The sequence below is a fragment of the Aeromonas sp. genome (genome assembly GCF_050633025.1).
Taxonomy (GTDB): domain Bacteria; phylum Pseudomonadota; class Gammaproteobacteria; order Enterobacterales; family Aeromonadaceae; genus Aeromonas.
In genome coordinates this window covers 1-21,132 of the sequence record NZ_JBODRQ010000053.1, presented here as the reverse complement: position 1 = coordinate 21,132, position 21,132 = coordinate 1, and the positions used below count along the sequence as shown (strand labels likewise).

Genomic DNA, 21,132 nt, shown 5'->3' with positions numbered 1-21,132 from the left:
CCCTGCTGGGCGGCACCAACATGGCGGCCGTCCACCTGGCTGATGCGGTAGGTGGCAGCCTGTTCCTCGGCTTCATCTCTGCGGTCGCCTTCGCCACCATTCTGGCGGTAGTCGCCGGATTGACCCTGGCGGGTGCCTCTGCGGTCTCTCACGACCTCTATGCCAGCGTGCTGAAAAAGGGCAAAGCCAACGAAGTGGACGAACTGCGGATCTCCAAGTTGACCACCCTGGTTCTGGGGGTTGTCGCCATCGGCCTTGGTATCCTGTTCGAGAAACAGAACATCGCCTTCATGGTGGGGCTGGCCTTCTCCATCGCGGCCAGTTGCAACTTCCCGGTGCTGTTCCTCTCGATGTTCTGGTCACGCCTGACCACCCGTGGCGCCGTCTACGGTGGCTGGCTGGGGCTGGTGAGCGCAGTAACCCTGATGATCCTGGGCCCGACCGTGTGGGTGAAAGTGCTGGGCCACGCCCAGGCTATCTTCCCCTACGAATACCCTGCTCTCTTCTCCATGGGGCTGGCCTTCGCCGGGATCTGGTTCTTCTCCATCACCGACAGCTCCCAGAACGCCGCCGACGAACATGCCAAATTCCTGCCGCAGTTCGTTCGCTCCCAGACCGGGCTGGGTGCTTCTGGCGCCACCTCCCACTGATGAGTCAATCACACTACCAAGCCGGCCTCGTGCCGGCTTTTTTTATTGCCCATCAATCGGCTGCACGCCCCGCTTGCCCCGATCAAGGTCACACTTCTCGCTAAAACTTTCGGGGGATCTGTGCCATAATGCGCGCCATTTGACAGACCAATCGGGACACATACCTTGTTAAGTAGCAACAACATCACCATGCAGTTCGGCGCCAAGCCGCTGTTTGAGAACATCAACGTCAAGTTTGGCGGCGGCAACCGCTATGGCCTTATCGGCGCCAACGGCTGTGGCAAGTCCACCTTTATGAAGATCCTCGGCGGTGATCTGGAGCCCACTGGCGGTAATGTGAGCCTGGACGTCAACGAGCGCATCGGTAAGCTGCGTCAGGATCAGTTCGCCTACGAAGATATGCGCGTACTGGACGTGGTCATGATGGGTCACACCGAGCTGTGGGCGGCCATCGCCGAGCGCGATGCCATCTACGCCAACCTCGAAGCCACCGACGACGACTACATGAAGGCCGCCGAGCTGGAAGGTCTGGTCGCCGAGTATGACGGCTATACCGCCGAATCTCGCGCAGGCGAACTGCTGCTGGGTGCCGGTATTCCCATCGAGCAGCACAACGGCCCGATGAGTGAAGTGGCGCCAGGCTGGAAACTGCGGGTGCTGCTGGCACAGGCGCTGTTCTCCAACCCTGACATCCTGCTGCTGGACGAACCGACCAACAACCTGGATATCAACACCATCCGCTGGCTGGAGCAGGTGCTTAACGATCGTGAAAGTACCATGATCATCATCTCTCACGACCGTCACTTCCTGAACTCCGTCTGTACTCACATGGCGGATCTGGACTACGGCGAGCTGCGCGTCTATCCGGGTAACTACGATGACTACATGCTGGCCGCCACTCAGGCGCGCGAGCGTCTGCTGGCCGACAACGCCAAGAAGAAGGCCCAGATCGCCGATCTGCAATCCTTCGTCTCCCGTTTCAGTGCCAACGCCTCCAAGTCCAGCCAGGCCACCTCCCGCCTCAAGCAGATCGACAAGATCAAGATTGAGGAAGTGAAGGTCTCCAGCCGTCAGAACCCCTTCATCCGCTTCGAGCAGGAGAAGAAGCTCTACCGCAACATTCTGGAAATTGAAGGCGTCTCCAAGGGTTATGGTGAAGGTCCCCTGTTCAAAGGCCTCAACATGATGCTGGAAGTGGGTGAGAAGGTCGCCATTCTGGGTACCAACGGTATCGGTAAATCGACCCTGATCAAGACGCTGGTTGGCGCGCTGGCACCGGACAGCGGTACTATCAAGTGGTCCGAGAATGCCCAGATCGGTTACTACGCCCAGGATCACGCCGAAGATTTCGACACCGATCTCAACGTGTTCGACTGGATGGCCCAGTGGAAACAGGAGAACGAAGATGAGCAGGCGGTTCGCTCTATCCTCGGTCGTCTGCTCTTCTCCCAGGACGACATCAAGAAGCCGGTCAAGGTGCTCTCCGGTGGTGAACAGGGCCGCATGCTGTTCGGCAAGCTGATGATGCAGCGCCCCAACATCCTGATCATGGATGAGCCGACCAACCACCTAGACATGGAATCTATCGAATCCTTGAACCTGGCTCTCGAGATGTACAAGGGCACCCTGATCTTCGTCTCCCATGACCGCGAATTCGTCTCCTCTCTGGCGACCCGCATCCTCGAGCTGAGCGAAGATGGTATCCGCGACTTCGGTGGCACCTACGAGGATTACCTGCGCACCCAGGGCGTGGTATAACCCCGCTCCTGCACAAGTGCGCAATGAAAAACCGGCACTCAGGTGCCGGTTTTTTTATATCCCGTATTTAGACGACTGAGATGGCGTATAGCAGTGGTGTGACTACACACCACAGAGCAGAGAGCAGAGCTTGAGTCTCCCCCTCTTGCCCATAGAAAAAAAACGGCTCCATCAGGGAGCCGTTTTCAATGGATTGCGCAGTGCCGATTACTCGACGGTCGCTTCCACACTGGTGAAGTACTCGATCTTGGCCGCTTTGCGCAGCTCGTCGATCAGAGACTTGTAATCCACCTGTGCTTTGCCCTGACCCAGCTGAGCTTGCAGCATGGCGGCCATGCCGGATGCGGCGGCAGGGACGTTGACCTTGTCCAGCGCGACCACAACGCGGTCACCATTGGTCTCGGCAACCAGAGCCACGCTCGGCTTGCCGTCTATCGGATGAGGCAGCGTGAACGCCTGGGCAATCAGGTTCTGATCCAGCTCGCGATCGAAGCGGGCAACCCCTTTGTGGGTCTCCACTTTCAGACCGAGTGCAGTCAGATCGGCGGTGATGCTTTCACCGACCTTCAGCTTGTCCAGCAGGCCCTGCGCCTTGCCACGGGCCACTTCACCGGCCTTGTCATGCTTGATGGCGGCAATCACCTGCTCTTTCACTTCCGCCAGCGGCTTGACGGCCTTCGGCTGGTGACCGGTGATGTGCAGCACCAGCGCCTTGCCATCTGCCAGCTCGATCACGTCGGAGTTGGTGTTGTCATCGCGCAGTTGCTCGGAGAACGCCACGGAGAGCACCTTGGGATCGTTCAGCGGAGCCGGGGCGCTCGCCTGGGTGAAGAAATCGGAAGATTGAACCTTCATCCCCATGGCATCAGCGGTCAGATCCAGCGAGTCCGGGTTTTCGAAGCTGTTGTCAGCCATCTTCTGCTGCTCGGCAAAGAACAGCTCCTTGGCCTTGTCAGCTTGCAGACGAGTGATGGTCTCTTCTTTCACATCGGCAAACGGCTTGGTCTGGGCTGCTTCAACCCCCAGCAGCTTGATGATGTGGAAACCGAACGGGCTCTTCACCACGCCGGAGAGATCGCCAGCCTTGTTCAGGGCGAACGCGGCTTTCTCGAAGGCCGGATCCATCACCCCTTTCTCGAACCAGTCCAGCTCGCCGCCTTTTTTGGCAGAGAAGGTATCGGAAGAGTCAGCCTTGGCCAGTGCAGCGAAATCTTCACCCGCCTTGGCTTTGGTCAGCACGGCTTCTGCTTTCTGATCGGCCGCTTTCTCATCCTTGCCAAACGGGATCAGGATATGAGCCACATGGCGACGCTCGGCACGCTGGAACAGATCCTGGTGCTGATCGTAGTAATCCTGGGCATCCTGCTCGGTGACCTTGATATCCTTGGCGAGATTGACAGCGTCCAGCAGCAGATAGTCGACCTTGACCTGCTCGTCGTTCATGAAACGGGCGCCATTTGTCTTATAGTACTGCTCAAGCTCGTTGTCGGAGACCTGAACATCAGCCATGTAGTTGGCGGCAGCCAGACGAACCAGACGCAGATCACGAGTCTGGTTATAGAGCTTGTCGAGCTGCTCCGCTTCACCCTTGAGGGAGAATTCGGTACCCAACAGGGCGCTCATTAACTGTTGACGCACCATGTCCTGACGCAGGGAGTCACGGAACATTTCGGGAGTCATACCGGCACGGCGGATCAGCTGCAGGTAGCGATCGTTGTTGAACTTGCTGTTCTCGGCAAACTCGGGCATGGCAACGATGGCCTGCTTGATCTGCTCATCGCTGACGCGCAGACCCAGCTCACGGGCCTTGCTATCCAGCAGCGCCTGATCGATCAGGCGATCCAGCACACCGCGACGGAACTGTTTCATGTAATCGGGGTTAGCGGCCAGCTGGCTAAATGCCTCTCCCATCTGGGATTCCATGCGGGCGCGCTCGTTACGGTAGGCATTTTCCAGTGCCGCAGCACTGATCTCGGTGCCATTGACGGTGGCGGGGGCGGTACGGGCCGGGCCGTTCAGGTAACTACCTACACCAGCCAAGGCAAAGGAGAGGATGATCAGGCCCAAGATAACCTTGGCTACCTTGCCCTGCGCCCCTTCGCGTAGTTTATCCAACATCATGTTTGTACTTATGCTCCCGAACTCGATGGGCGTAAATAATAAAAAGGCGCACCGATTGCGATGCGCCTTGGTCAATCAGTATGAGAGAAGACTCTCTAACTTGTCTGGTCTGCGACCAAGGACGGTAGCCGACGGATATCAGCGACCGACTTAGTTAACAGCGTCTTTCAGGGCCTTACCGGCTTTGAAGGCAGGAACTTTACCGGCAGCGATTTCGATAGTCGCACCAGTTTGCGGGTTACGGCCTGAACGGGCCGCACGCTCGCGAACAGCGAAAGTGCCGAAACCAACCAGAGCGACCTGGTCACCCTCTTTCAGCGCTTCACCCACAGCATCAATAAAGGCATCCAAGGCACGGCCAGCAGCAGCTTTGGAGATATCGGCACCGTCTGCAATCTTGTCAATCAGTTGAGATTTATTCACTCTTATATTCCCCTTTTATCAAACACCGCTGCGGCGCTGATTTCCCTGGCCACAACAAGTGGAGGTTTTATAGCAAGCCTCCTGACCAGTTGCAAGTGACAATCTGGCGCAAACCCGCGCCACACAACGCATTGCGACTCATCACGAGTACCCGATCGGTGGTCAAGGCTACTTCCGTTATCGGGCGCATGCAAGCCTTAACCACCTGCCGAATGCACCAAATTTGCGGCGCATCAACATTTACACGACAGAAACGCGCTCAAACCCTTGCGGATTGTCCTGCAGCGCCAGTTCCAGTACCTCGTCAATCCAGCGAACCGGATAGATTTCAAGGTCTTGTTTGACGTTTGCCGGGATCTCCTCGAGGTCACGTTCGTTCTCTTTCGGAATAAGCACTCGCTTGATGCCGCCACGGTGGGCTGCCAGCAACTTCTCCTTGAGACCCCCGATGGGCAGCACTTCGCCGCGCAAGGTGATCTCCCCTGTCATCGCCACATCAGCACGAACCGGATTACCGGTCAAGCTGGAGACCAGGGCGGTACACATGGCGATACCGGCGCTCGGACCATCTTTCGGGGTCGCCCCTTCCGGTACGTGCACGTGGATATCGCGCTTCTCGTAGAAGTCGGCGTTGATGCGCAGCTTCTCGGCACGGGCTCGTACGACCGTCATAGCCGCCTGGATGGACTCCTGCATCACATCACCGAGAGAACCGGTATAAGTGAGCTTGCCCTTGCCCGGCATGTTGGTGGTCTCGATGGTGAGCAGATCGCCCCCCACTTCGGTCCACGCCAGACCACACACCTGACCCACTTGATTCTGGTCGGTGGCCTTGCCGTAATCGAAACGCTGCACCCCGAGGAACTCCTTGAGGTTCTCCTGATTGACCTGAACATGCTTGATGCTCTTGTCCAGCAGGATGCGCTTGACCGCCTTGCGACAAATCTTGGAGATCTCGCGCTCCAGACTCCGCACCCCCGCCTCGCGGGTGTAGTAGCGGATCACTCCGACCAGGGCAGAATCTTCGATGGTGATCTCGGACTCTTTCAGGCCGTTGCGCTGGATCTGCTTGGCAACCAGATGCTGCTTGGCGATGTTGAGCTTCTCATCTTCGGTGTAACCGGAGAGACGGATCACTTCCATCCGGTCCAGCAAGGGGCCCGGGATGTTCATGGAGTTGGAGGTGGCCACGAACATCACGTCCGACAGGTCATAATCCACTTCCAGATAGTGATCGTTGAAGCTGTTGTTCTGTTCCGGATCCAGCACTTCCAGCAGGGCGGATGCGGGATCGCCACGCATGTCCGAGCTCATCTTGTCGATCTCGTCGAGCAGGAACAGCGGGTTCTTCACGCCGACTTTCGCCATCTTCTGGATGAGTTTGCCGGGCATGGAACCGATATAGGTACGGCGGTGACCGCGGATCTCCGCCTCATCACGCACCCCACCGAGGGCCATCCGCACATATTTGCGGCCGGTCGCCTTGGCGATGGATTGGCCCAGCGAGGTCTTGCCCACACCGGGAGGGCCAACCAGACAGAGGATGGGGCCCTTGAGCTTGTTCACCCGCGCCTGCACCGCCAGATATTCGAGAATGCGATCCTTGACCTTCTCAAGACCATAGTGATCGGCATCCAGCACCTCTTGCGCCTTGCCCAGGTCTTTCTTGACCTTGGAGCGCGCCTTCCACGGCACCTGTACCATCCAGTCCACATAGCTGCGAACCACGGTTGCCTCGGCAGACATGGGAGACATCATCTTCAGCTTGGCAAGCTCGGCCTGGGCCTTTTCACGGGCATCTTCCGGCATGCCTGCCTCTTCAATCTTGCGATTGAGGGCTTCAAACTCATCCGGGCTATCTTCCAGCTCACCCAGCTCTTTCTGGATGGCCTTCATCTGCTCGTTGAGGTAATACTCGCGCTGGCTCTTCTCCATCTGCTTCTTGACGCGAGTACGGATGCGCTTCTCGACCTGCAGCAGGTCAATTTCCGACTCCATCATCGCCATCAGGAATTCGATGCGCTCGGATACCGAGACGATCTCCAGCACCTTCTGCTTGTCTTCCAGCTTGAGCGGCATGTGGGCCGCCATAGTGTCAGCCAGACGCGCAGCATCGTCGATCGCCGAGATCGAGGTCAGTACCTCGGGCGGGATCTTCTTGTTGAGCTTGATATAGCCTTCAAACTGGCCGATGGCGGAGCGAACCAGTACTTCCTGATCCTTCTCCTCAATGGCTTGTGAGGGGATGTACTGGGCCTCGCAGACAAAGAAGTCCTTGTCGTCGATCATCCGCTCCAGGCGGGCACGCTGCCCACCCTCTACCAGCACCTTGACGGTGCCATCCGGCAGTTTGAGCATCTGCAGAATATTGGCCACTGTTCCGACGGTGAAGATCTCCTCCACGGTCGGCTCATCGGTTGACGCATCCTTCTGGGCCACCAGCAGAACTTTCTTGTCCTGCTCCATGGCCGCTTCCAGACAGCGAATGGATTTTTCCCGCCCCACAAAGAGTGGAATGACCATGTGGGGATAAACCACCACGTCACGAAGAGGCAGGACGGGAATCTCGATGCGTTCTGAACGCTCTAGGTTCATATATGTCCTCTCGGCTTGTTATACCGTTGGCAAAGCGCTTGGCTGAGTATATGGGGGCGCTCCAACGAGATTCAATCGTCTAAACTGCAAAAAGCATGAAAGGGGCAAAAAGCCCCTTCCATTTGATTAAAAATCAGACAGTTACTCTGATGCGGCGGCTTGAGTCTCGGGATTTTCGTAGATCATCAGGGGCGCGGAGTCACCCTTGATCACGGTCTCGTCGATCACCACCTTGCTGACGCCCTCCAGAGAAGGCAGGTCATACATGGTATCCAGCAGCACGGCTTCCACGATGGAACGCAGACCCCGGGCACCGGTTTTGCGCTCCATCGCCTTGCGAGCGATAGCATGGAGGGCATCTTCGCGGAACTCCAGCTCAACCCCTTCCAGATCGAACAGCGCGGAATACTGCTTGGTCAGCGCGTTTTTCGGCTCTTGCAGGATCTGGATAAGTGCAGCCTCGTCCAGTTCGGTCAGGGTCGCCACCACCGGTAGACGACCGATGAACTCGGGGATCAGACCATATTTGATCAGATCTTCCGGCTCTACCTTGGCGAAGGTCTCGCTCAGGGTAGCCTTGGCATCCTTGGATTTCACCTCGGCGCCAAAACCGATACCGGTTCCCTTGACGGAGCGCTGCTCGATCACCTTGTCCAGACCGGCAAAGGCACCGCCGCAGATGAAGAGGATCTTGGAGGTATCAACCTGCAAGAACTCCTGTTGCGGATGCTTGCGACCACCTTGCGGCGGCACGGAAGCGATGGTCCCTTCGATCAGCTTGAGCAGTGCCTGCTGTACCCCTTCCCCGGAGACATCGCGGGTGATGGAAGGGTTGTCCGACTTGCGGGAGATCTTGTCGATCTCGTCGATATAGACGATGCCACGCTGGGCCTTCTCTACGTCGTAGTCGCACTTTTGCAGCAGCTTCTGGATGATGTTCTCCACGTCCTCGCCCACGTAACCGGCTTCGGTCAGGGTGGTCGCATCGGCCATGGTGAAGGGCACATCCAGCAGACGCGCCAGGGTCTCGGCCAGCAGGGTTTTACCGCTACCGGTCGGGCCAATCAGCAGGATGTTGGATTTGCCGAGCTCCACACCACTGTTTTCGCCGCTGTTACGCAGACGCTTGTAGTGATTGTAGACGGCAACGGCCAACACCTTCTTGGCGTACTCCTGCCCGATCACATAGTCATCGAGGTGAGCACGGATCTGATGAGGGGTCGGCAGCTCATTGCCATCACGCTTGGGAGAGATCTCGCGGATCTCTTCACGGATGATGTCATTACACAGTTCGACACACTCATCACATATGTAGACGGAAGGGCCAGCGATCAGCTTACGCACTTCATGCTGGCTTTTGCCGCAAAAAGAGCAGTAGAGCAGCTTATCACCCTCACCCTTGCGTTTCTCTGTCATTCAGCAACCTCGTTTTATCAATAGAGGATGGATCGGCCTGTTGAGTTTACAACAGACCGGGAGACCCTGCTCAGCTACGCTGGCTCAGGACACCGTCGACCAGACCATAGGCCACGGCCTGCTCAGCGGACATGAAGTTGTCACGATCGGTGTCACGCTCGATGGTAGCCATGTCCTGACCGGTGTGGAACGCCAAGCGCTCGTTCAGGGTATTTTTGATCTTCAGGATCTCCTGGGCGTGGATCTGGATATCAGATGCCTGACCCTGGAAGCCACCCAACGGCTGGTGGATCATCACGCGGGCGTTAGGCAGGCAGAAACGCTTGCCCTTGGCACCACCGGCCAGCAGGAAGGCACCCATGGAGCAGGCCTGCCCCATGCAGACGGTGCTGACATCCGGCTTGATGAACTGCATGGTGTCATAGATGGACATGCCCGCAGTCACCGAACCACCCGGCGAGTTGATGTAGATATAGATGTCCTTGTCCGGATTCTCCGACTCGAGGAACAGCAACTGGGCAACCACCAGATTGGCCATGTGATCTTCAACCTGACCAGTCAGGAAGATCACCCGCTCTTTCAGCAGACGGGAGTAAATATCGTAGGAACGTTCACCCTTGGCAGTCTGTTCGACCACGATGGGGACCAGCGCATTGCTGGGAGAATCGGTCATATCGTTATAGTTCTTGTACATAAGGCATTGTCCCTAAAATAAAATGGCCCGAGTGGAGATCACACGAGCCATTATACTTAACAGTCTTGACCTTAAGTCAAATGTTCTTAGGCAGCGGCGCCAGACTTGTTGATCACGTCGTCAAAGGCAACTTCTTTTTCGGTCACTTGCGCTTTGGACAGGATCAGGTCGATGGCTTGATCTTCTACTGCCAGGTTACGAACGCCGTTCAGCATCTGTTCGTTCTTCTGGTAGTACTCGATCACTTCCTTCGGATCTTCGTAGGCAGTCGCCATCGACTCGATGATGCTGTTTACGCGGGCATCGTCAGCCTTGATCTCGTTGGTGCGGATCACGTCACCCAGCAGCAGGCCTACGCGTACACGACGCTCGGCTTGAGCCTGGAACAGTTCAGCCGGCAGCTCGGGAGCGTTGCCGCCCTGGAAACCACCGAAGCGCTGCAGAGCCTGCTGGCGCAGTGCGTCGATCTCTTGAGCAACGGCAGCTTTCGGCAGGTCGATTTGGTTGGCTTCAACCAGACCGTTCAGAACCTGCTCTTTCACGCTGTTTTTCAGGGCTTGAGCCAGTTCGCGCTCCATGTTCTTGCGCACTTCGGCCTTCAGCTCTTCAACAGAACCGCTTTCGATACCGAAACGCTTCACGAACTCTTCGGTCAGTTCAGGCAGGATCTGCTCTTCAACCTTGTTCAGCTTGGATGCGAACTTGGCATCTTTGCCTTTCAGGTTTTCAGCGTGGTAATCAGCCGGGAAGGTCACTTCGATGGTGAACTCATCGCCCGCTTTCTTGCCCATGATGGCGTCTTCGAAGCCCGGGATCATGCGGCCGGCGCCCAGCACCAGGCTGAAACCTTCAGCTTTGCCGCCGTCGAACTCTTCACCGTCGATGGAACCGACGAAGTCCATGGTCACACGCATGCCATTGGCAGCGGCAACATCGGCATCAGCCCAGGTAGCGTGCTGCTTGCGCAGGGTGTCGATCATGTTGGCCAGATCTTCATCCTTCACGGTCGCAACCGGCTTCTCGACCTTGATGGTCTCAAGACCTGCAACTTCGAACTCCGGATACACTTCGAAAGTGGCGGTGAATTCGAAATCCTGACCCTCTTTGATCTCTTTCGGATCCATGGTCGGGGCACCGGCCGGGCTCAGTTTGTTTTCGATGATGGCTTTGATGAAGTTGCTCTGCATCATTTCATCAGCAACGCGGGCGTGAGCCATGGCGCCGAACATCTTCTTGATGATGGCGACCGGAGCCTTGCCAGGACGGAAACCGTCGATGCGACGAGTTTTGGCCAGGCCGTTCAATTCTTTACGCACAGCGGCGTCTACGGTAGCGGCCGGTACAGTGATGGTAAGACGGCGTTCCAGACCCTGGGTTGTCTCTACAGAAACTTGCATTCTTCTACCTCGTTCAACTCAGCACTGTGTGCTGACCCTTTATTGCCCCTGGGCAAAGCCCGGAGTCTTCCTGTTTATAAAGACAACGATATGTCTTTGTGATGAGAAAATATGACGCGGCATTATAGCGGCGCACTTTGGTCGAGTCGAGCCACACATCCCCCACATTGAGCGGTGCGCAAGCACAATTCGTGCAAAACTTCCCTTTATATGGGGAGAGATACTGCAGAATTCAACCATCGATTGACGATAATTTTGCGTTTGCTCACTTTTTTTCATCCAAACTCCGATTAATTGCCCATCTTTCACCGCATAGCAGGCTGTCATGGCGGACAACGACTTAATTTGTCCAGCCAAATAGTGAGTGGGCCAATCAACCATTGCGTCCCTCCCCCTCCCTCGTTATGGTGGCAACCAAATCGATAATCAGGAGTCACTCATATGGCCTTTTTCCGCTTCTTGTTCAATCTGCTCTGGTTTGTACTGGGAGGTGTCTTTATGGGCCTGGCCTGGTGGCTTGCCGGTCTGCTCTGCTTTATCTCGCTGGTCGGCATCCCCTGGGGTCGCGCCTGCTTCATCATTGGCACCTTTACCTTCTTCCCCTTCGGCAAGCAGGCAGTCAATCGCAAGACCATGACCGGCCAGAGCGATATCGGCACCGGCACTCTGGGGCTGATTGGCAATATCCTCTGGTTCGTGCTGATCGGTATCTGGCTGGCCATTGGCCACATCACCTCCGCACTGGCCTGCTTCGTGACCATTATCGGCATTCCGTTCGGTATCCAGCACCTCAAGCTGGCACTCATCAGCCTGGCTCCAATCGGCCAGATGATCGTGACCAATCAGGAGGCAGAATCGGGTCGCTATATCCGCTAACTGTGTAAAACCCTCCGTAAATGGCAATGGGGCCCAGGGGCCCCGCAAAGATCCGATTTGCCGCACATACGTTGCAATTCACATCCAGGCGAACAGCTCCGGATACTGGCTCCAGACCAGCTTGGCAGACATCAGCAAGGAGACGGTTACCAGCAGCGGCTTGATCAGCTTCACCCCTTGTTTGAGCACCATTTTGGAACCGAAGCGAGCGCCGATAAACTGCCCCAGCGCCATGCAAAAACCGACACTCCACACCACCTTGCCACCGAGGGCAAAGAACAGCAGGGAGGCGATGTTGGAGGTGAAGTTGAGCAACTTGGTGTGGGCGGTGGCACGCGCCATGCCAAAGCCCGCCAGCGCCACGAAACCGATGGCAAAAAACGAACCTGTGCCCGGCCCGAAGAAGCCGTCATAGAAGCCGACACCGCCCCCCACCAGCAGCGCAAACAGCATGGGAGTCAGACGGCGAGAGCTCTCGGCATCGCTTACCCGCGGCGAGAAGTAGAAGTAGCAGGCAAAGGCCATCAGCAGGAAAGGGAGCAGGCGCTCGAGAATGGCGGCATCTATGGTCTGCACCGCCAGCGTGCCGATGGCCGCACCGATAAAGGTGCAGATCACCGCAGGCCAGATCATGGCCCACTCCAGCAGCCCCTTGCGGGCATAGAACCAGGTGGCGGAGAAAGAGCCAAAACTGCTCTGCAGCTTGTTGGTGCCGAGCACCAGCGCGGGCGGCATGCCGGTGGCCAGCAGAGCAGGCACCGTCAGCAGACCGCCGCCACCGGCGATGGCATCGATAAAGCCGGCGACAAGCGCCACACCGAACAGGGCAAACAGGGTAACCAGTTCCAATTCCATCCATAGACCTCATGAGATTGGGTTGCCCGAAGGGTCGAGCAACCGGAGATAACCAAAACGACGTTGTGCGGGGGCTGCACAGGCTGTCCGCTATCCTAACGGGCCACTGACCATGAATCTAACGAAACAGTGGCAGCCAATTGATTCCTAATTTTCATTGATTTGAGCTGACAGACCCCTGCCCAAACCCTCAGAGGGCCAGTTAGCAAGCCGGTGAAGCGACGTTCGCTTCCTTGATGGCCGCCAGCGCCTCACAGAGATGATCCTCATCGGCACCGGGGAAACGGCTGACCCGACCGGCCATGTAGCGACTACTGAACAAGTTGAACCAGTGTTGCAGTGCCTGCCCCGCCTTGAGCTCCCCCGCCACTTCCAGCACGCAGGCCGCCACTTCGGCGGTGCAGAGGTGCTCCTCGCTGTTGGCCACCCGCATGCCGTAGGTGGAGAGCGAATCGGGTTTGATGGCAAGCACCGGAAAACCGTCCAGATAGGGGCTCTTGTTGAACATCTTGCGTGCCTCGGGCCAGGTGCCGTCGAGCAGGATAAAGAGCGGCTTCTTGCCGGGCGCCAGCGTCACCTCGCCGGTCAAACGGGCCGGCTCCTTTTCACAAGCGGGAAAGACCGCATAGGGCTGCCACGCGGGATCGGCCAGCAGAGCCAGCAGCTCGGGATGGGGCTGGGTGCGCGACCAGAGAAAGGCCCAGGTGCTATCCGGCAACACATCGGCGATAAGGCGACCGGTGTTGGAGGGTTTCATCGGCTCGCTGTCATACATCAGCAGACAGAAACCGGCCTCCGCTTTGAGCTCGGGGCGCCACTCGCAGGCACACCAATCCTCGCGCAGCTGACAGGCTGGACAGCGGGCCAGGGTGCCACCACGGGCAAGAAACGGTCGGGTAGAGATACTCTTGCGCCAGGCCCGCAGGCGGTTGACGGCGTGATCAGGAACAGGCTTCATCTAGGTTCACAACTGGAGTCAAAACAGGAACGGCAGCGGTGCCAACATGTCATGACGCCACAGGGCGCGATAACAGGGGTGCTGCCGCAAAAGTGCAAGATTGTACCGAGTTACGCGCTGGCGGAACAGCAATCCCTTCCTCTTTCGCCAGACACAGTGCCAACTCCTCTTGCCTTACGACTCCTGACAGCTGCGCAGCAGCTCCAGCAACAGGCTGCCATCGCGCAGTGCCTTGTGCACCTGCACCGAGGTGGGCTTGGTGGGATCTTCGTAGAAGTGGGTAGATTCGATCTGCAGTCGCACCAGATATTCGGCGGGCAACTGGCTGGCCAGCGACTGGTGCAGCATGGGGAAGAGCAGCCGATCGGCACGGGTGATTTCCCCCCCCAACAACAGCTTGCCCGGGTTAAGCAGGCAGATGAGGTTGGAGAGCACCTTGGAGAGGCGGCCCGCCGCCTGATGGAGAATATCCTGGCAAAGGCTGTTGCCCGCCAGCGCCAGCTCGCACAGTTCGCGGATGGTGACGCTCTCGGGCAAGTCGTGCTCCTGCATCCGCTCGCGCAGATCCCGGTATTGCGCCTCCAGTGCCTGATTGGTCACCAGGGTGCAGGCACAGCCAAAACCGCCGCAGTAGCAACGCTGGCCATAGGGTTCGAGCTGCAGATGGCTAAGATCGCCAAGCAGCGCATTCTCGCTCTCGATGAGCTGGCCATTGACCACCATGCCGACCCCGATGTCGTTGTGAACAAACACCAGCACCGCATCTGCACAGTTTTTGGCCGCCCCCCACTCCCGCTCGGCCTGGATCCAGGTGCGCACGTCGCCACTCACCAGCACCGGCACATCGAACGCCTCCAGCAGTGTGGGTCCCAGCGGCCAGTTGCGCAGATCGTAGAAGGGGAAGTGCTTGACCATGCCGGAGTGGCGCTCCACCTGACCGGGCAGACAGAGGGCGATACAGGCCAGACTGAGGGACTTTCTCGGCAAAAAAAACTTGATGGCATGCACCAGACTGCCCAGCAGATCGGCGCGTTCAACCTCGGTAAAGAGGTGACGCTGGCGGGACAAGGAACGGCCAGAGAAGTCAAACAGCGCCATATCTACATAGCCACGGCCAAGACGCATGGAGAGAAACTGAAAGCGGCGCTCGTTGATGCGCAGCAGGGTCTGACGACGGCCACGCCCCACCGAACTTTCGCCACAGGTGACCACCAGACCGCCATCAAGCAGCTCACGGGTGATCTTGGTGATGCTGGCAGGCGAGAGGCCGGTCAGGCGGGAGAGATCGGTGCGCGACAGCTCCTTGTGCTCTTCCAGGCTGGCATAGACCAGGCCGTAGTTGAGCTGCCGGATCAAATCGATACTACCTTTCACGATCTCATTCATAGGGTATGGGGCAAAAGCTGAAAAAAAGAGGCTGGCAATTTTCACACATTATTGGTCAATCCCCAAATAAAGTGCGGCCTGAACCGGGGTTCAGACCGCATCTTGTGGTTGTCATCACGCGTCCAGGCGGGATCAATAGCGGAACTGGGAGACCAGTTTGCGCAGCTTGTCCCCGGTGCTGGCCAGATCGCGGGTGGTGCTGTTGGACTCCACCGACGCATCGGTCAGCTCGCTGACGATCTGCTGAATGGCCACCAGGTTCTTGTTGATCTCCTCCGATACCGCATGCTGCTCCTCGGCGGCAGTCGCTATCTGGATATTCATGTCGTTGATGGTACTGACCGCCATCACCATGCTGTCGAGGGAGCTGGCGATGTGGCTCGCCTCCTGCACCGTCTCCTGGCTGCGCTCCTCGCTGGCCTGCATCACATCCACCGCCTGCTTCACCCCACCCTGCAGACGTTGCAACATCTCGTTGATTTCCTTGGTGCTCTGCTGAGTACGGCCGGCCAGCGAACGCACTTCGTCCGCTACCACCGCAAAGCCGCGTCCCTGCTCACCGGCACGGGCCGCCTCGATGGCAGCGTTCAACGCCAGCAGGTTGGTCTGCTCGGCAATGCCGCGAATGACCTCCACCACCGAGCCAATCTTGGCGGTCTCCTGCGCCAGTTGTGCGATAACGCCAGAGGCGGTGTGCACCTCCCCCACCAGCCTATTGATACTGTTAATCGCCCCACTGACCACACCGCGAGCAGCATCAGACTCCCTGGCCGCATCGCTGGTGGCGCTGGCAGCATTGGAGGCACTGGCCGCCACCTCCTGCGCGGTGGAGCTCATCTCTGTCACGGCGGTGACGACCTGATCTGTCTCCCGACTGTGTCCCTGCATCTGGTGGTCATAATGTTCACTCAGATGGTGCAGTTTCTCGACCGCGCTGAACAGATGATTGCTGGTATCCCCAACTTGACTCACCACCGACTGGATCCGCTCGACAAAGCGGTTGAAAGCGCTGGCCAATTGACCAATCTCATCCTGGCTCTGCACCCTGAGGCGCTGGGTCAGATCACCCTCACCGTCTGCGATATCATTGAGCGCTGACACGGCGTCCGCCAGTGGCTTGGTCACCCGGTTACCCACGATCACCGTCACGACAAGGGTAATACCAAGAACCAACAGGATCATCAACACGCTGCTCTGCAGCGCATCATTCATGTGACTTTCGCGCTCAGTGCGCATCACCGCCAGTGCGTTATCAATATCATCGATATAAAAACCGGTCCCGATCACCCACTGATACTTGTCCAGCACCATGTTGAAAGAGAGTTTGGGCGCATCGCGTCCAATAGAGGGTTTTTTGGTCCAGTATTCAGAAAACCCATCCCCTTGGCGCGCCGCATTGACAATCTCCTGGATCAGCAACTTGCCCTTGGCATCCTTGTCATTCCAGCGACTATTCCCTTCCAGCTCTGGCTTGGTTCCGTGTACTACTTGCATACCGGAATAATCAAACACAAAAAAATAGCCATCCGCGTCATACCGCAACGGTCGCAAAATATCTTTGATTTTTTCGCGGTTCTCCGGTGTGACTGGCAAGGTATAAATTGCCTCGATCGATGTTTTTGCCATCATCAAGTAACTGCTAAGCAGTGCCTTGCGATCCTTGATGGCATTTTCCCTCGCTGCAGCCAGTTCAGACTCCAGTGCACTTTTGGAGACCATGTAGTTACTGAGATTAACCACTAGGGCCATCAATAACACGGGCACAGCTCCCAGCAACAAAATTTTCTGCTTTAGCGTCATGTTCTACTTCCTTATAGAAATTCTTATATGATGAGGTTCCTGCAAAAACAGTATAGAAGTTGACACAACAAACACCGATTTCATTACAATTCAAGCAATAGAGCATAACGTGAAAATCATAAATCTATGTCCTTGCGGTTCTACCCTCTCTCTCGAAGTATGCTGTGGCGCACTTCACCGCGGCGTCCCCGCCCAGACACCCGAACAGCTGATGCGCTCGCGCTACAGCGCTTTTGTGCTCGGTCTGGGGGAGTATCTGGTCCATAGCTGGCATCCGGCTCACCTTGGCGGCCTCACCGCCGAAGAGCTCTCTCGCATCGACACCCGCTGGGATGGTCTCGAAATCATCGCCAGCCAGGGCGGCCCGGAGGATGAAACCGGGATGGTGGAGTTCAAAGCCTGGTTTCTGGAGGGGGATAAGCGTCACTGCCTCCATGAGCGTTCCCGCTTCGTGCGTTATCAGGGGCGCTGGGTCTACACCGAGGGGGAGCAGGATCCGGCCCCCCTCAAGGCGGGACGCAACGATCTCTGCCCCTGTGGCAGCGGCAAAAAGCACAAGAAGTGCTGCAGCTGACGCATCACACACCCTCCAGACTCGTCAAACAGTGACAAGGGGCATCCGATGCCCCTTTTTTGTGTCTGCCATTCGCCACCAGCCCATCAACCAATGCGATAACAAGCGTGACAAATGTCACATAATGCTCATTAAGGCGCGAGAAAATGAGCGTTTGCGAGCGCAAAATTAGCCCATATCAAACATTTCCACTCAGAAGTAGGCCACACTGGCCTCATCTGGAAGAGATGAGACGGGCAACAATGAAAAGAATAACCACACAAGTCGTCATCATAGGCGGCGGTGCCACAGGGGCCGGCATCTTGCGCGATTGCGCACTGCGCGGCATCGACTGCATCCTGCTCGAGCGCGATGATATCGCCGCTGGCACCACCGGCCGCAACCACGGCTTGCTTCACTCCGGTGCCCGCTACGCGGTGACGGATCAGGAGTCCGCCCGCGAATGCATCCAGGAAAACCGCATCCTCAAGCGGATTGCCAGCCACTGTGTCGAAGACACGGGCGGCCTCTTCCTCACCCTGCCGGAAGATGACATCAATTTCCAAACCACCTTTATGGATGCCTGCGCCCTGGCCGGTATCGACACCCGCCAGCTCGATCCCGGTGAAGCGTTGCGTATGGAGCCCAACGCCAACCCGGCGATGATCGGTGCTATCCATGTACCGGATGGCACGGTCGATCCGTTCCGCCTCGCCGCCGCCAACGTGCTGGACGCCAAAGAGCACGGCGCGCGCATCTTCACCCACAGCAAGGTGCTGGGGCTGCTCCGCACGCAGGATCGGGTGCACGGGGTCAAGGCGATCAACACCCGCACCGGCGAAGCGTTCGAGGTGGAGTGTCAGGAGGTGATCAACGCCGCCGGCATCTGGGGCCAGCAAATTTGCGAATATGCCGATCTCGGCATCCGCATGTTCCCGGCCAAGGGCTCTCTGCTCATCATGGATTACCGCATCAACCAGCTGGTGCTCAACCGCGCCCGCAAACCAGCGGATGCGGACATTCTGGTGCCAGGCGATACCATTTCCCTCATCGGCACCACCTCCAGTCGCATCGATTACAACAAGATTGACCAGCTCACCGTCGAACCCGAAGAGGTCGAAGTGCTGCTGCGCGAGGGGATCAAGCTTGCCCCCATCATGGCACGCACCCGTCTGCTGCGCGCCTACGCCGGGGTACGCCCGCTGGTAGCGGTGGACGGTGACGACACCGGCCGCAACATCAGTCGCGGCATAGTGCTGCTGGATCACGCCGAGCGCGATGGTCTCAAGGGCTTCAACACCATCACCGGTGGCAAGCTGATGACCTACCGCCTGATGGCGGAGTGGGCCACCGATCTGCTGGCCAAGAAACTCGGCAACAGCAAACCCTGCCAGACCGCCGAGCTGAGCCTGCCCGGCTCGCGGGATCCGGAAAAGGTCTCCGCCCCCGGTCTCTCGGTGCCGGTCGAAGGCTCAGCCCAATACCGCCACGGCGAGCGGGTTATCGCCTTCTTCCGTGACAATCCCAAGGCCAACGCCCTTATCTGTGAATGCGAGATGGTGACTGCGGGCGAAATCGAATACGCCCTGCGCGAGCTGGATGTGGACAACCTCATCGATCTGCGCCGCCGCACCCGTCTGGGGATGGGGCCCTGTCAGGGCGAGCTCTGTGCCTATCGCGCCGCCGGCCTGATGCAGGAGTATGGCAAGGCTGACGGTCGTCAGGCCTGCGTCATGCTCCGCCAGTTCCTCGAGGAGCGTTACAAGGGGACCCGCCCCGTCCTGTGGGGTGATGCCCTGCGCGAGGCCGAGTTTACCTACTGGATCTACGAAGGGCTGTTTGGCCTGGGGGAATGGACGGCACCGCAGCTGGTTGCCGATACGCCTCGCGCCCCAACCAGCGAGACCACTCACAAGGAGAGCCGTCATGAAGTTTGACAATATCGTTATCGGCGGTGGCATGGCGGGACTCTCGGCAGCCCTGCGGCTGGTGGAGGCAGGCCAGAAGACCCTGCTTATGGCATCCGGCCAGAGTGCCCTGCACTTCTCCTCCGGCTCGGTCGATCTGCTCGAAAGCGAGGGGGATCCCCGCGCTGCCCTGCCCGCCTTTATGGCAGCCCATCCGGATCACCCCTACAGCAAAGTCGGAATGCAGAATATCGAGGCGAGTCTGGCCGATCTGCAGCGCCACTGCGCCGAGCAGGGGCTGCCGCTGGTGCGCCACGAGACCAACCACCAGCGTCTGACCCCCATAGGCACCCTCAAGCGCACCTGGCTCTCCCCCGATACCTGCGCCTGTGTCACCGATGCGCCGATCCCGGATGTACTGCTGCTGGCCACCCTCGAGGGCTTTCGTGACTTTCATCCGGCATTGGCGGCGGCCAATCTGGCGACCCATCCGCGCTTTGCCCACTGCCGCATTCTGATCGACGAAATCCGCCTGCCCCAGCTGGCGGAATTCAGCCGCAATCCCCACGAGTTTCGCTCCGCCGATATCGCGCGCCTCTGTGACAAGCACCATCTGGTGGCCGATCTGGCCCGCGAGATCAGTCGCATGGTACAGGAGAGCGGCGTACCCGGCTGCCGCCATATCGTGCTGCCCGCCTGCCTGTCGCTGGGGCTGGTTGGCCCGCGTCTGGCGGAGCTGGAGCAGCGTACCGGCTGCACCATCAAGGAGGTGGCCACCATGCCGCCGTCACTCATCGGGATGCGGATGCAGGAGGCGCTCAAGCGCCGCTTTATGGCCCTTGGCGGCACCTTCCTCACCAGCGAGCGGGTGCTGGGCGCCAGCTACGAAGGTGACCGGGTGGTCGGCGTACATACCCAGAATGGCGATGATCAGCTGTTTGAAGCGGACCACTTCGTGCTCGCCTCCGGCAGCTTCTTCAGCCGTGGGCTGGAATCCCGTCTGCGTGGCATTCGCGAACCCATCTTCGATGCCGATGTGTTGAGTCTGGAGGAGCGCGATGCCTGGGCCGGTCGTCGGCTGTTCGACCACCACCCCTTCATGGGCTTCGGGGTCAAGACCGACGACAAGCTCAGAGTGCTGCGTGGCGGCAAGCCGCTCACCAACCTCTATGGCGCGGGCAGTGTCTTGGCCCATTACGACCCAATTCGTGAAGGTTCCGGCTCCGGCGTTGCCGTTGCCACCGGCTGGCAGGCTGCCGGTCACATTTTGAGTTCAGCCCAATGATGATTTCGTCCCATATCCCGTGCCTTCACACCCTACGGGAGGAGAACTGACATGCTACTGGATCACGCCAATCAAACTTTCGATCAATGCATCAAATGCACCGTCTGTACCGCCTACTGCCCGGTGGCCAAGGCCAACCCCGCCTACCCCGGCCCGAAACAGGCGGGCCCGGATGGGGAGCGACTGCGGATCAAGAGCCCGGAGCTCTTTGACAGCGCCCTCAAGCACTGCACCAACTGCAAACGCTGCGAAGTAGCCTGCCCGAGCGGAGTGCGCATCGGCGACATCATCGCCAAGGCCAAGCATCAGTACAGCGGCTTCAAACCGGGGATCCGCGAGTTCGTGCTCTCCCACACCGATCTGATGGGCAGCATGTCTACCCTGATGGCCCCGGTGGTCAACTTCACCACCGGCCTCAAGCCGATGAAGCTGGTGCTGGACAAGGCGCTGGGGGTCTC

Annotated in this window: 17 protein-coding genes; 7 read left to right on the top strand and 10 right to left on the bottom strand. The window is 58.2% G+C overall.

All coding sequences use genetic code 11. The features are described from left to right. Both ACRAUW_RS09290 and ACRAUW_RS09285 read left to right on the top strand, forming a co-directional pair. The coding region (locus tag ACRAUW_RS09290; RefSeq protein ID WP_431362055.1) for a sodium:solute symporter family transporter at positions 1-650 on the top strand (650 nt) is incomplete at its 5' end. Between the two features lie 165 nt (positions 651-815). After that, on the top strand, positions 816-2,408 hold the full coding sequence (locus ACRAUW_RS09285; protein WP_431362054.1) for an ABC-F family ATPase: 1,593 nt from the start codon (positions 816-818) through the stop codon (positions 2,406-2,408). A gap of 207 nt (positions 2,409-2,615) precedes the next feature. On the opposite strand, the gene ppiD is transcribed toward ACRAUW_RS09285, so the two are convergent. The 6 genes from ppiD to tig form a co-directional block, all read right to left on the bottom strand. Next, complete coding sequence (gene ppiD / locus ACRAUW_RS09280) at positions 2,616-4,529, bottom strand: peptidylprolyl isomerase (RefSeq protein WP_431362053.1); 1,914 nt, start codon at positions 4,527-4,529, stop codon at positions 2,616-2,618. Positions 4,530-4,679: 150 nt separating this feature from the next. Continuing rightward, positions 4,680-4,952, bottom strand: coding sequence for a nucleoid-associated protein HU-beta (gene hupB / locus ACRAUW_RS09275; protein ID WP_005315375.1), 273 nt, complete (start codon positions 4,950-4,952; stop codon positions 4,680-4,682). A gap of 240 nt (positions 4,953-5,192) precedes the next feature. Continuing rightward, entirely contained in the window at positions 5,193-7,547 is a 2,355-nt protein-coding gene (gene lon, locus ACRAUW_RS09270; RefSeq protein WP_005336976.1) for an endopeptidase La, read from the bottom strand. Positions 7,548-7,688: 141 nt separating this feature from the next. Continuing rightward, positions 7,689-8,963 carry an ATP-dependent protease ATP-binding subunit ClpX gene (gene clpX, locus ACRAUW_RS09265; protein ID WP_431362052.1) on the bottom strand — a complete coding sequence of 425 codons (1,275 nt, stop codon included), beginning with the start codon at positions 8,961-8,963 and terminating at the stop codon, positions 7,689-7,691. A gap of 70 nt (positions 8,964-9,033) precedes the next feature. Further along, complete coding sequence (clpP, locus tag ACRAUW_RS09260; protein ID WP_005336979.1) at positions 9,034-9,657, bottom strand: ATP-dependent Clp endopeptidase proteolytic subunit ClpP; 624 nt, start codon at positions 9,655-9,657, stop codon at positions 9,034-9,036. 86 nt (positions 9,658-9,743) lie between these two features. Further along, a complete protein-coding gene (gene tig / locus ACRAUW_RS09255; protein ID WP_431362051.1) occupies positions 9,744-11,054 on the bottom strand; it encodes a trigger factor in 1,311 nt (436 codons plus the stop codon). Positions 11,055-11,495: 441 nt separating this feature from the next. Here tig and ACRAUW_RS09250 point away from each other — a divergent pair, with 441 nt between their 5' ends. Next, positions 11,496-11,930, top strand: coding sequence for a YccF domain-containing protein (locus ACRAUW_RS09250; protein ID WP_431362050.1), 435 nt, complete (start codon positions 11,496-11,498; stop codon positions 11,928-11,930). Between the two features lie 78 nt (positions 11,931-12,008). Here the strand turns inward: ACRAUW_RS09250 and ACRAUW_RS09245 are convergent, their stop codons facing one another. From ACRAUW_RS09245 to ACRAUW_RS09230, 4 genes are all read right to left on the bottom strand, one after another. Further along, positions 12,009-12,785: a TSUP family transporter gene (locus ACRAUW_RS09245; protein WP_431362049.1), complete on the bottom strand. Its 777-nt coding sequence runs from the start codon at positions 12,783-12,785 to the stop codon at positions 12,009-12,011. Between the two features lie 202 nt (positions 12,786-12,987). After that, entirely contained in the window at positions 12,988-13,743 is a 756-nt protein-coding gene (locus ACRAUW_RS09240) for a tRNA-uridine aminocarboxypropyltransferase (RefSeq protein WP_431362048.1), read from the bottom strand. Between the two features lie 174 nt (positions 13,744-13,917). Continuing rightward, positions 13,918-15,129, bottom strand: a complete 1,212-nt coding sequence (locus ACRAUW_RS09235; RefSeq protein ID WP_431362047.1) for an ROK family protein — start codon at positions 15,127-15,129, stop codon at positions 13,918-13,920. Positions 15,130-15,261: 132 nt separating this feature from the next. Continuing rightward, positions 15,262-16,929, bottom strand: coding sequence for a methyl-accepting chemotaxis protein (locus tag ACRAUW_RS09230; protein WP_431362046.1), 1,668 nt, complete (start codon positions 16,927-16,929; stop codon positions 15,262-15,264). Between the two features lie 109 nt (positions 16,930-17,038). Between ACRAUW_RS09230 and ACRAUW_RS09225 the strand changes: the two genes are divergently transcribed. The 4 genes from ACRAUW_RS09225 to ACRAUW_RS09210 form a co-directional block, all read left to right on the top strand. Further along, a complete protein-coding gene (locus ACRAUW_RS09225; RefSeq protein ID WP_431362045.1) occupies positions 17,039-17,503 on the top strand; it encodes a YchJ family protein in 465 nt (154 codons plus the stop codon). Positions 17,504-17,745: 242 nt separating this feature from the next. Next, positions 17,746-19,419: an anaerobic glycerol-3-phosphate dehydrogenase subunit A gene (gene glpA, locus ACRAUW_RS09220; protein ID WP_431362044.1), complete on the top strand. Its 1,674-nt coding sequence runs from the start codon at positions 17,746-17,748 to the stop codon at positions 19,417-19,419. Continuing rightward, positions 19,409-20,674 carry a glycerol-3-phosphate dehydrogenase subunit GlpB gene (glpB, locus tag ACRAUW_RS09215; RefSeq protein WP_431362043.1) on the top strand — a complete coding sequence of 422 codons (1,266 nt, stop codon included), beginning with the start codon at positions 19,409-19,411 and terminating at the stop codon, positions 20,672-20,674. Before glpA ends, glpB begins: the two co-directional genes overlap by 11 nt. 51 nt (positions 20,675-20,725) lie before the next feature. After that, positions 20,726-21,132: 4Fe-4S dicluster domain-containing protein (locus ACRAUW_RS09210; protein WP_431362042.1), on the top strand; the 407-nt coding region annotated here is incomplete at its 3' end.

What these genes read in the sequence shown, in the direction of transcription:
- ACRAUW_RS09250 (WP_431362050.1), top strand. Translation starts at nt 11,496, where the DNA reads ATGGCCTTTTTCCGCTTCTTGTTCAATCTGCTCTGGTTTGTACTGGGA.
- ACRAUW_RS09240 (WP_431362048.1), bottom strand. Translation starts at nt 13,743, where the DNA reads ATGAAGCCTGTTCCTGATCACGCCGTCAACCGCCTGCGGGCCTGGCGC.
- ppiD (WP_431362053.1), bottom strand. Translation starts at nt 4,529, where the DNA reads ATGATGTTGGATAAACTACGCGAAGGGGCGCAGGGCAAGGTAGCCAAG.
- clpX (WP_431362052.1), bottom strand. Translation starts at nt 8,963, where the DNA reads ATGACAGAGAAACGCAAGGGTGAGGGTGATAAGCTGCTCTACTGCTCT.
- glpA (WP_431362044.1), top strand. Translation starts at nt 17,746, where the DNA reads ATGAAAAGAATAACCACACAAGTCGTCATCATAGGCGGCGGTGCCACA.
- ACRAUW_RS09230 (WP_431362046.1), bottom strand. Translation starts at nt 16,929, where the DNA reads ATGACGCTAAAGCAGAAAATTTTGTTGCTGGGAGCTGTGCCCGTGTTA.
- ACRAUW_RS09235 (WP_431362047.1), bottom strand. Translation starts at nt 15,129, where the DNA reads ATGAATGAGATCGTGAAAGGTAGTATCGATTTGATCCGGCAGCTCAAC.
- glpB (WP_431362043.1), top strand. Translation starts at nt 19,409, where the DNA reads ATGAAGTTTGACAATATCGTTATCGGCGGTGGCATGGCGGGACTCTCG.
- ACRAUW_RS09245 (WP_431362049.1), bottom strand. Translation starts at nt 12,785, where the DNA reads ATGGAATTGGAACTGGTTACCCTGTTTGCCCTGTTCGGTGTGGCGCTT.
- lon (WP_005336976.1), bottom strand. Translation starts at nt 7,547, where the DNA reads ATGAACCTAGAGCGTTCAGAACGCATCGAGATTCCCGTCCTGCCTCTT.
- clpP (WP_005336979.1), bottom strand. Translation starts at nt 9,657, where the DNA reads ATGTACAAGAACTATAACGATATGACCGATTCTCCCAGCAATGCGCTG.
- tig (WP_431362051.1), bottom strand. Translation starts at nt 11,054, where the DNA reads ATGCAAGTTTCTGTAGAGACAACCCAGGGTCTGGAACGCCGTCTTACC.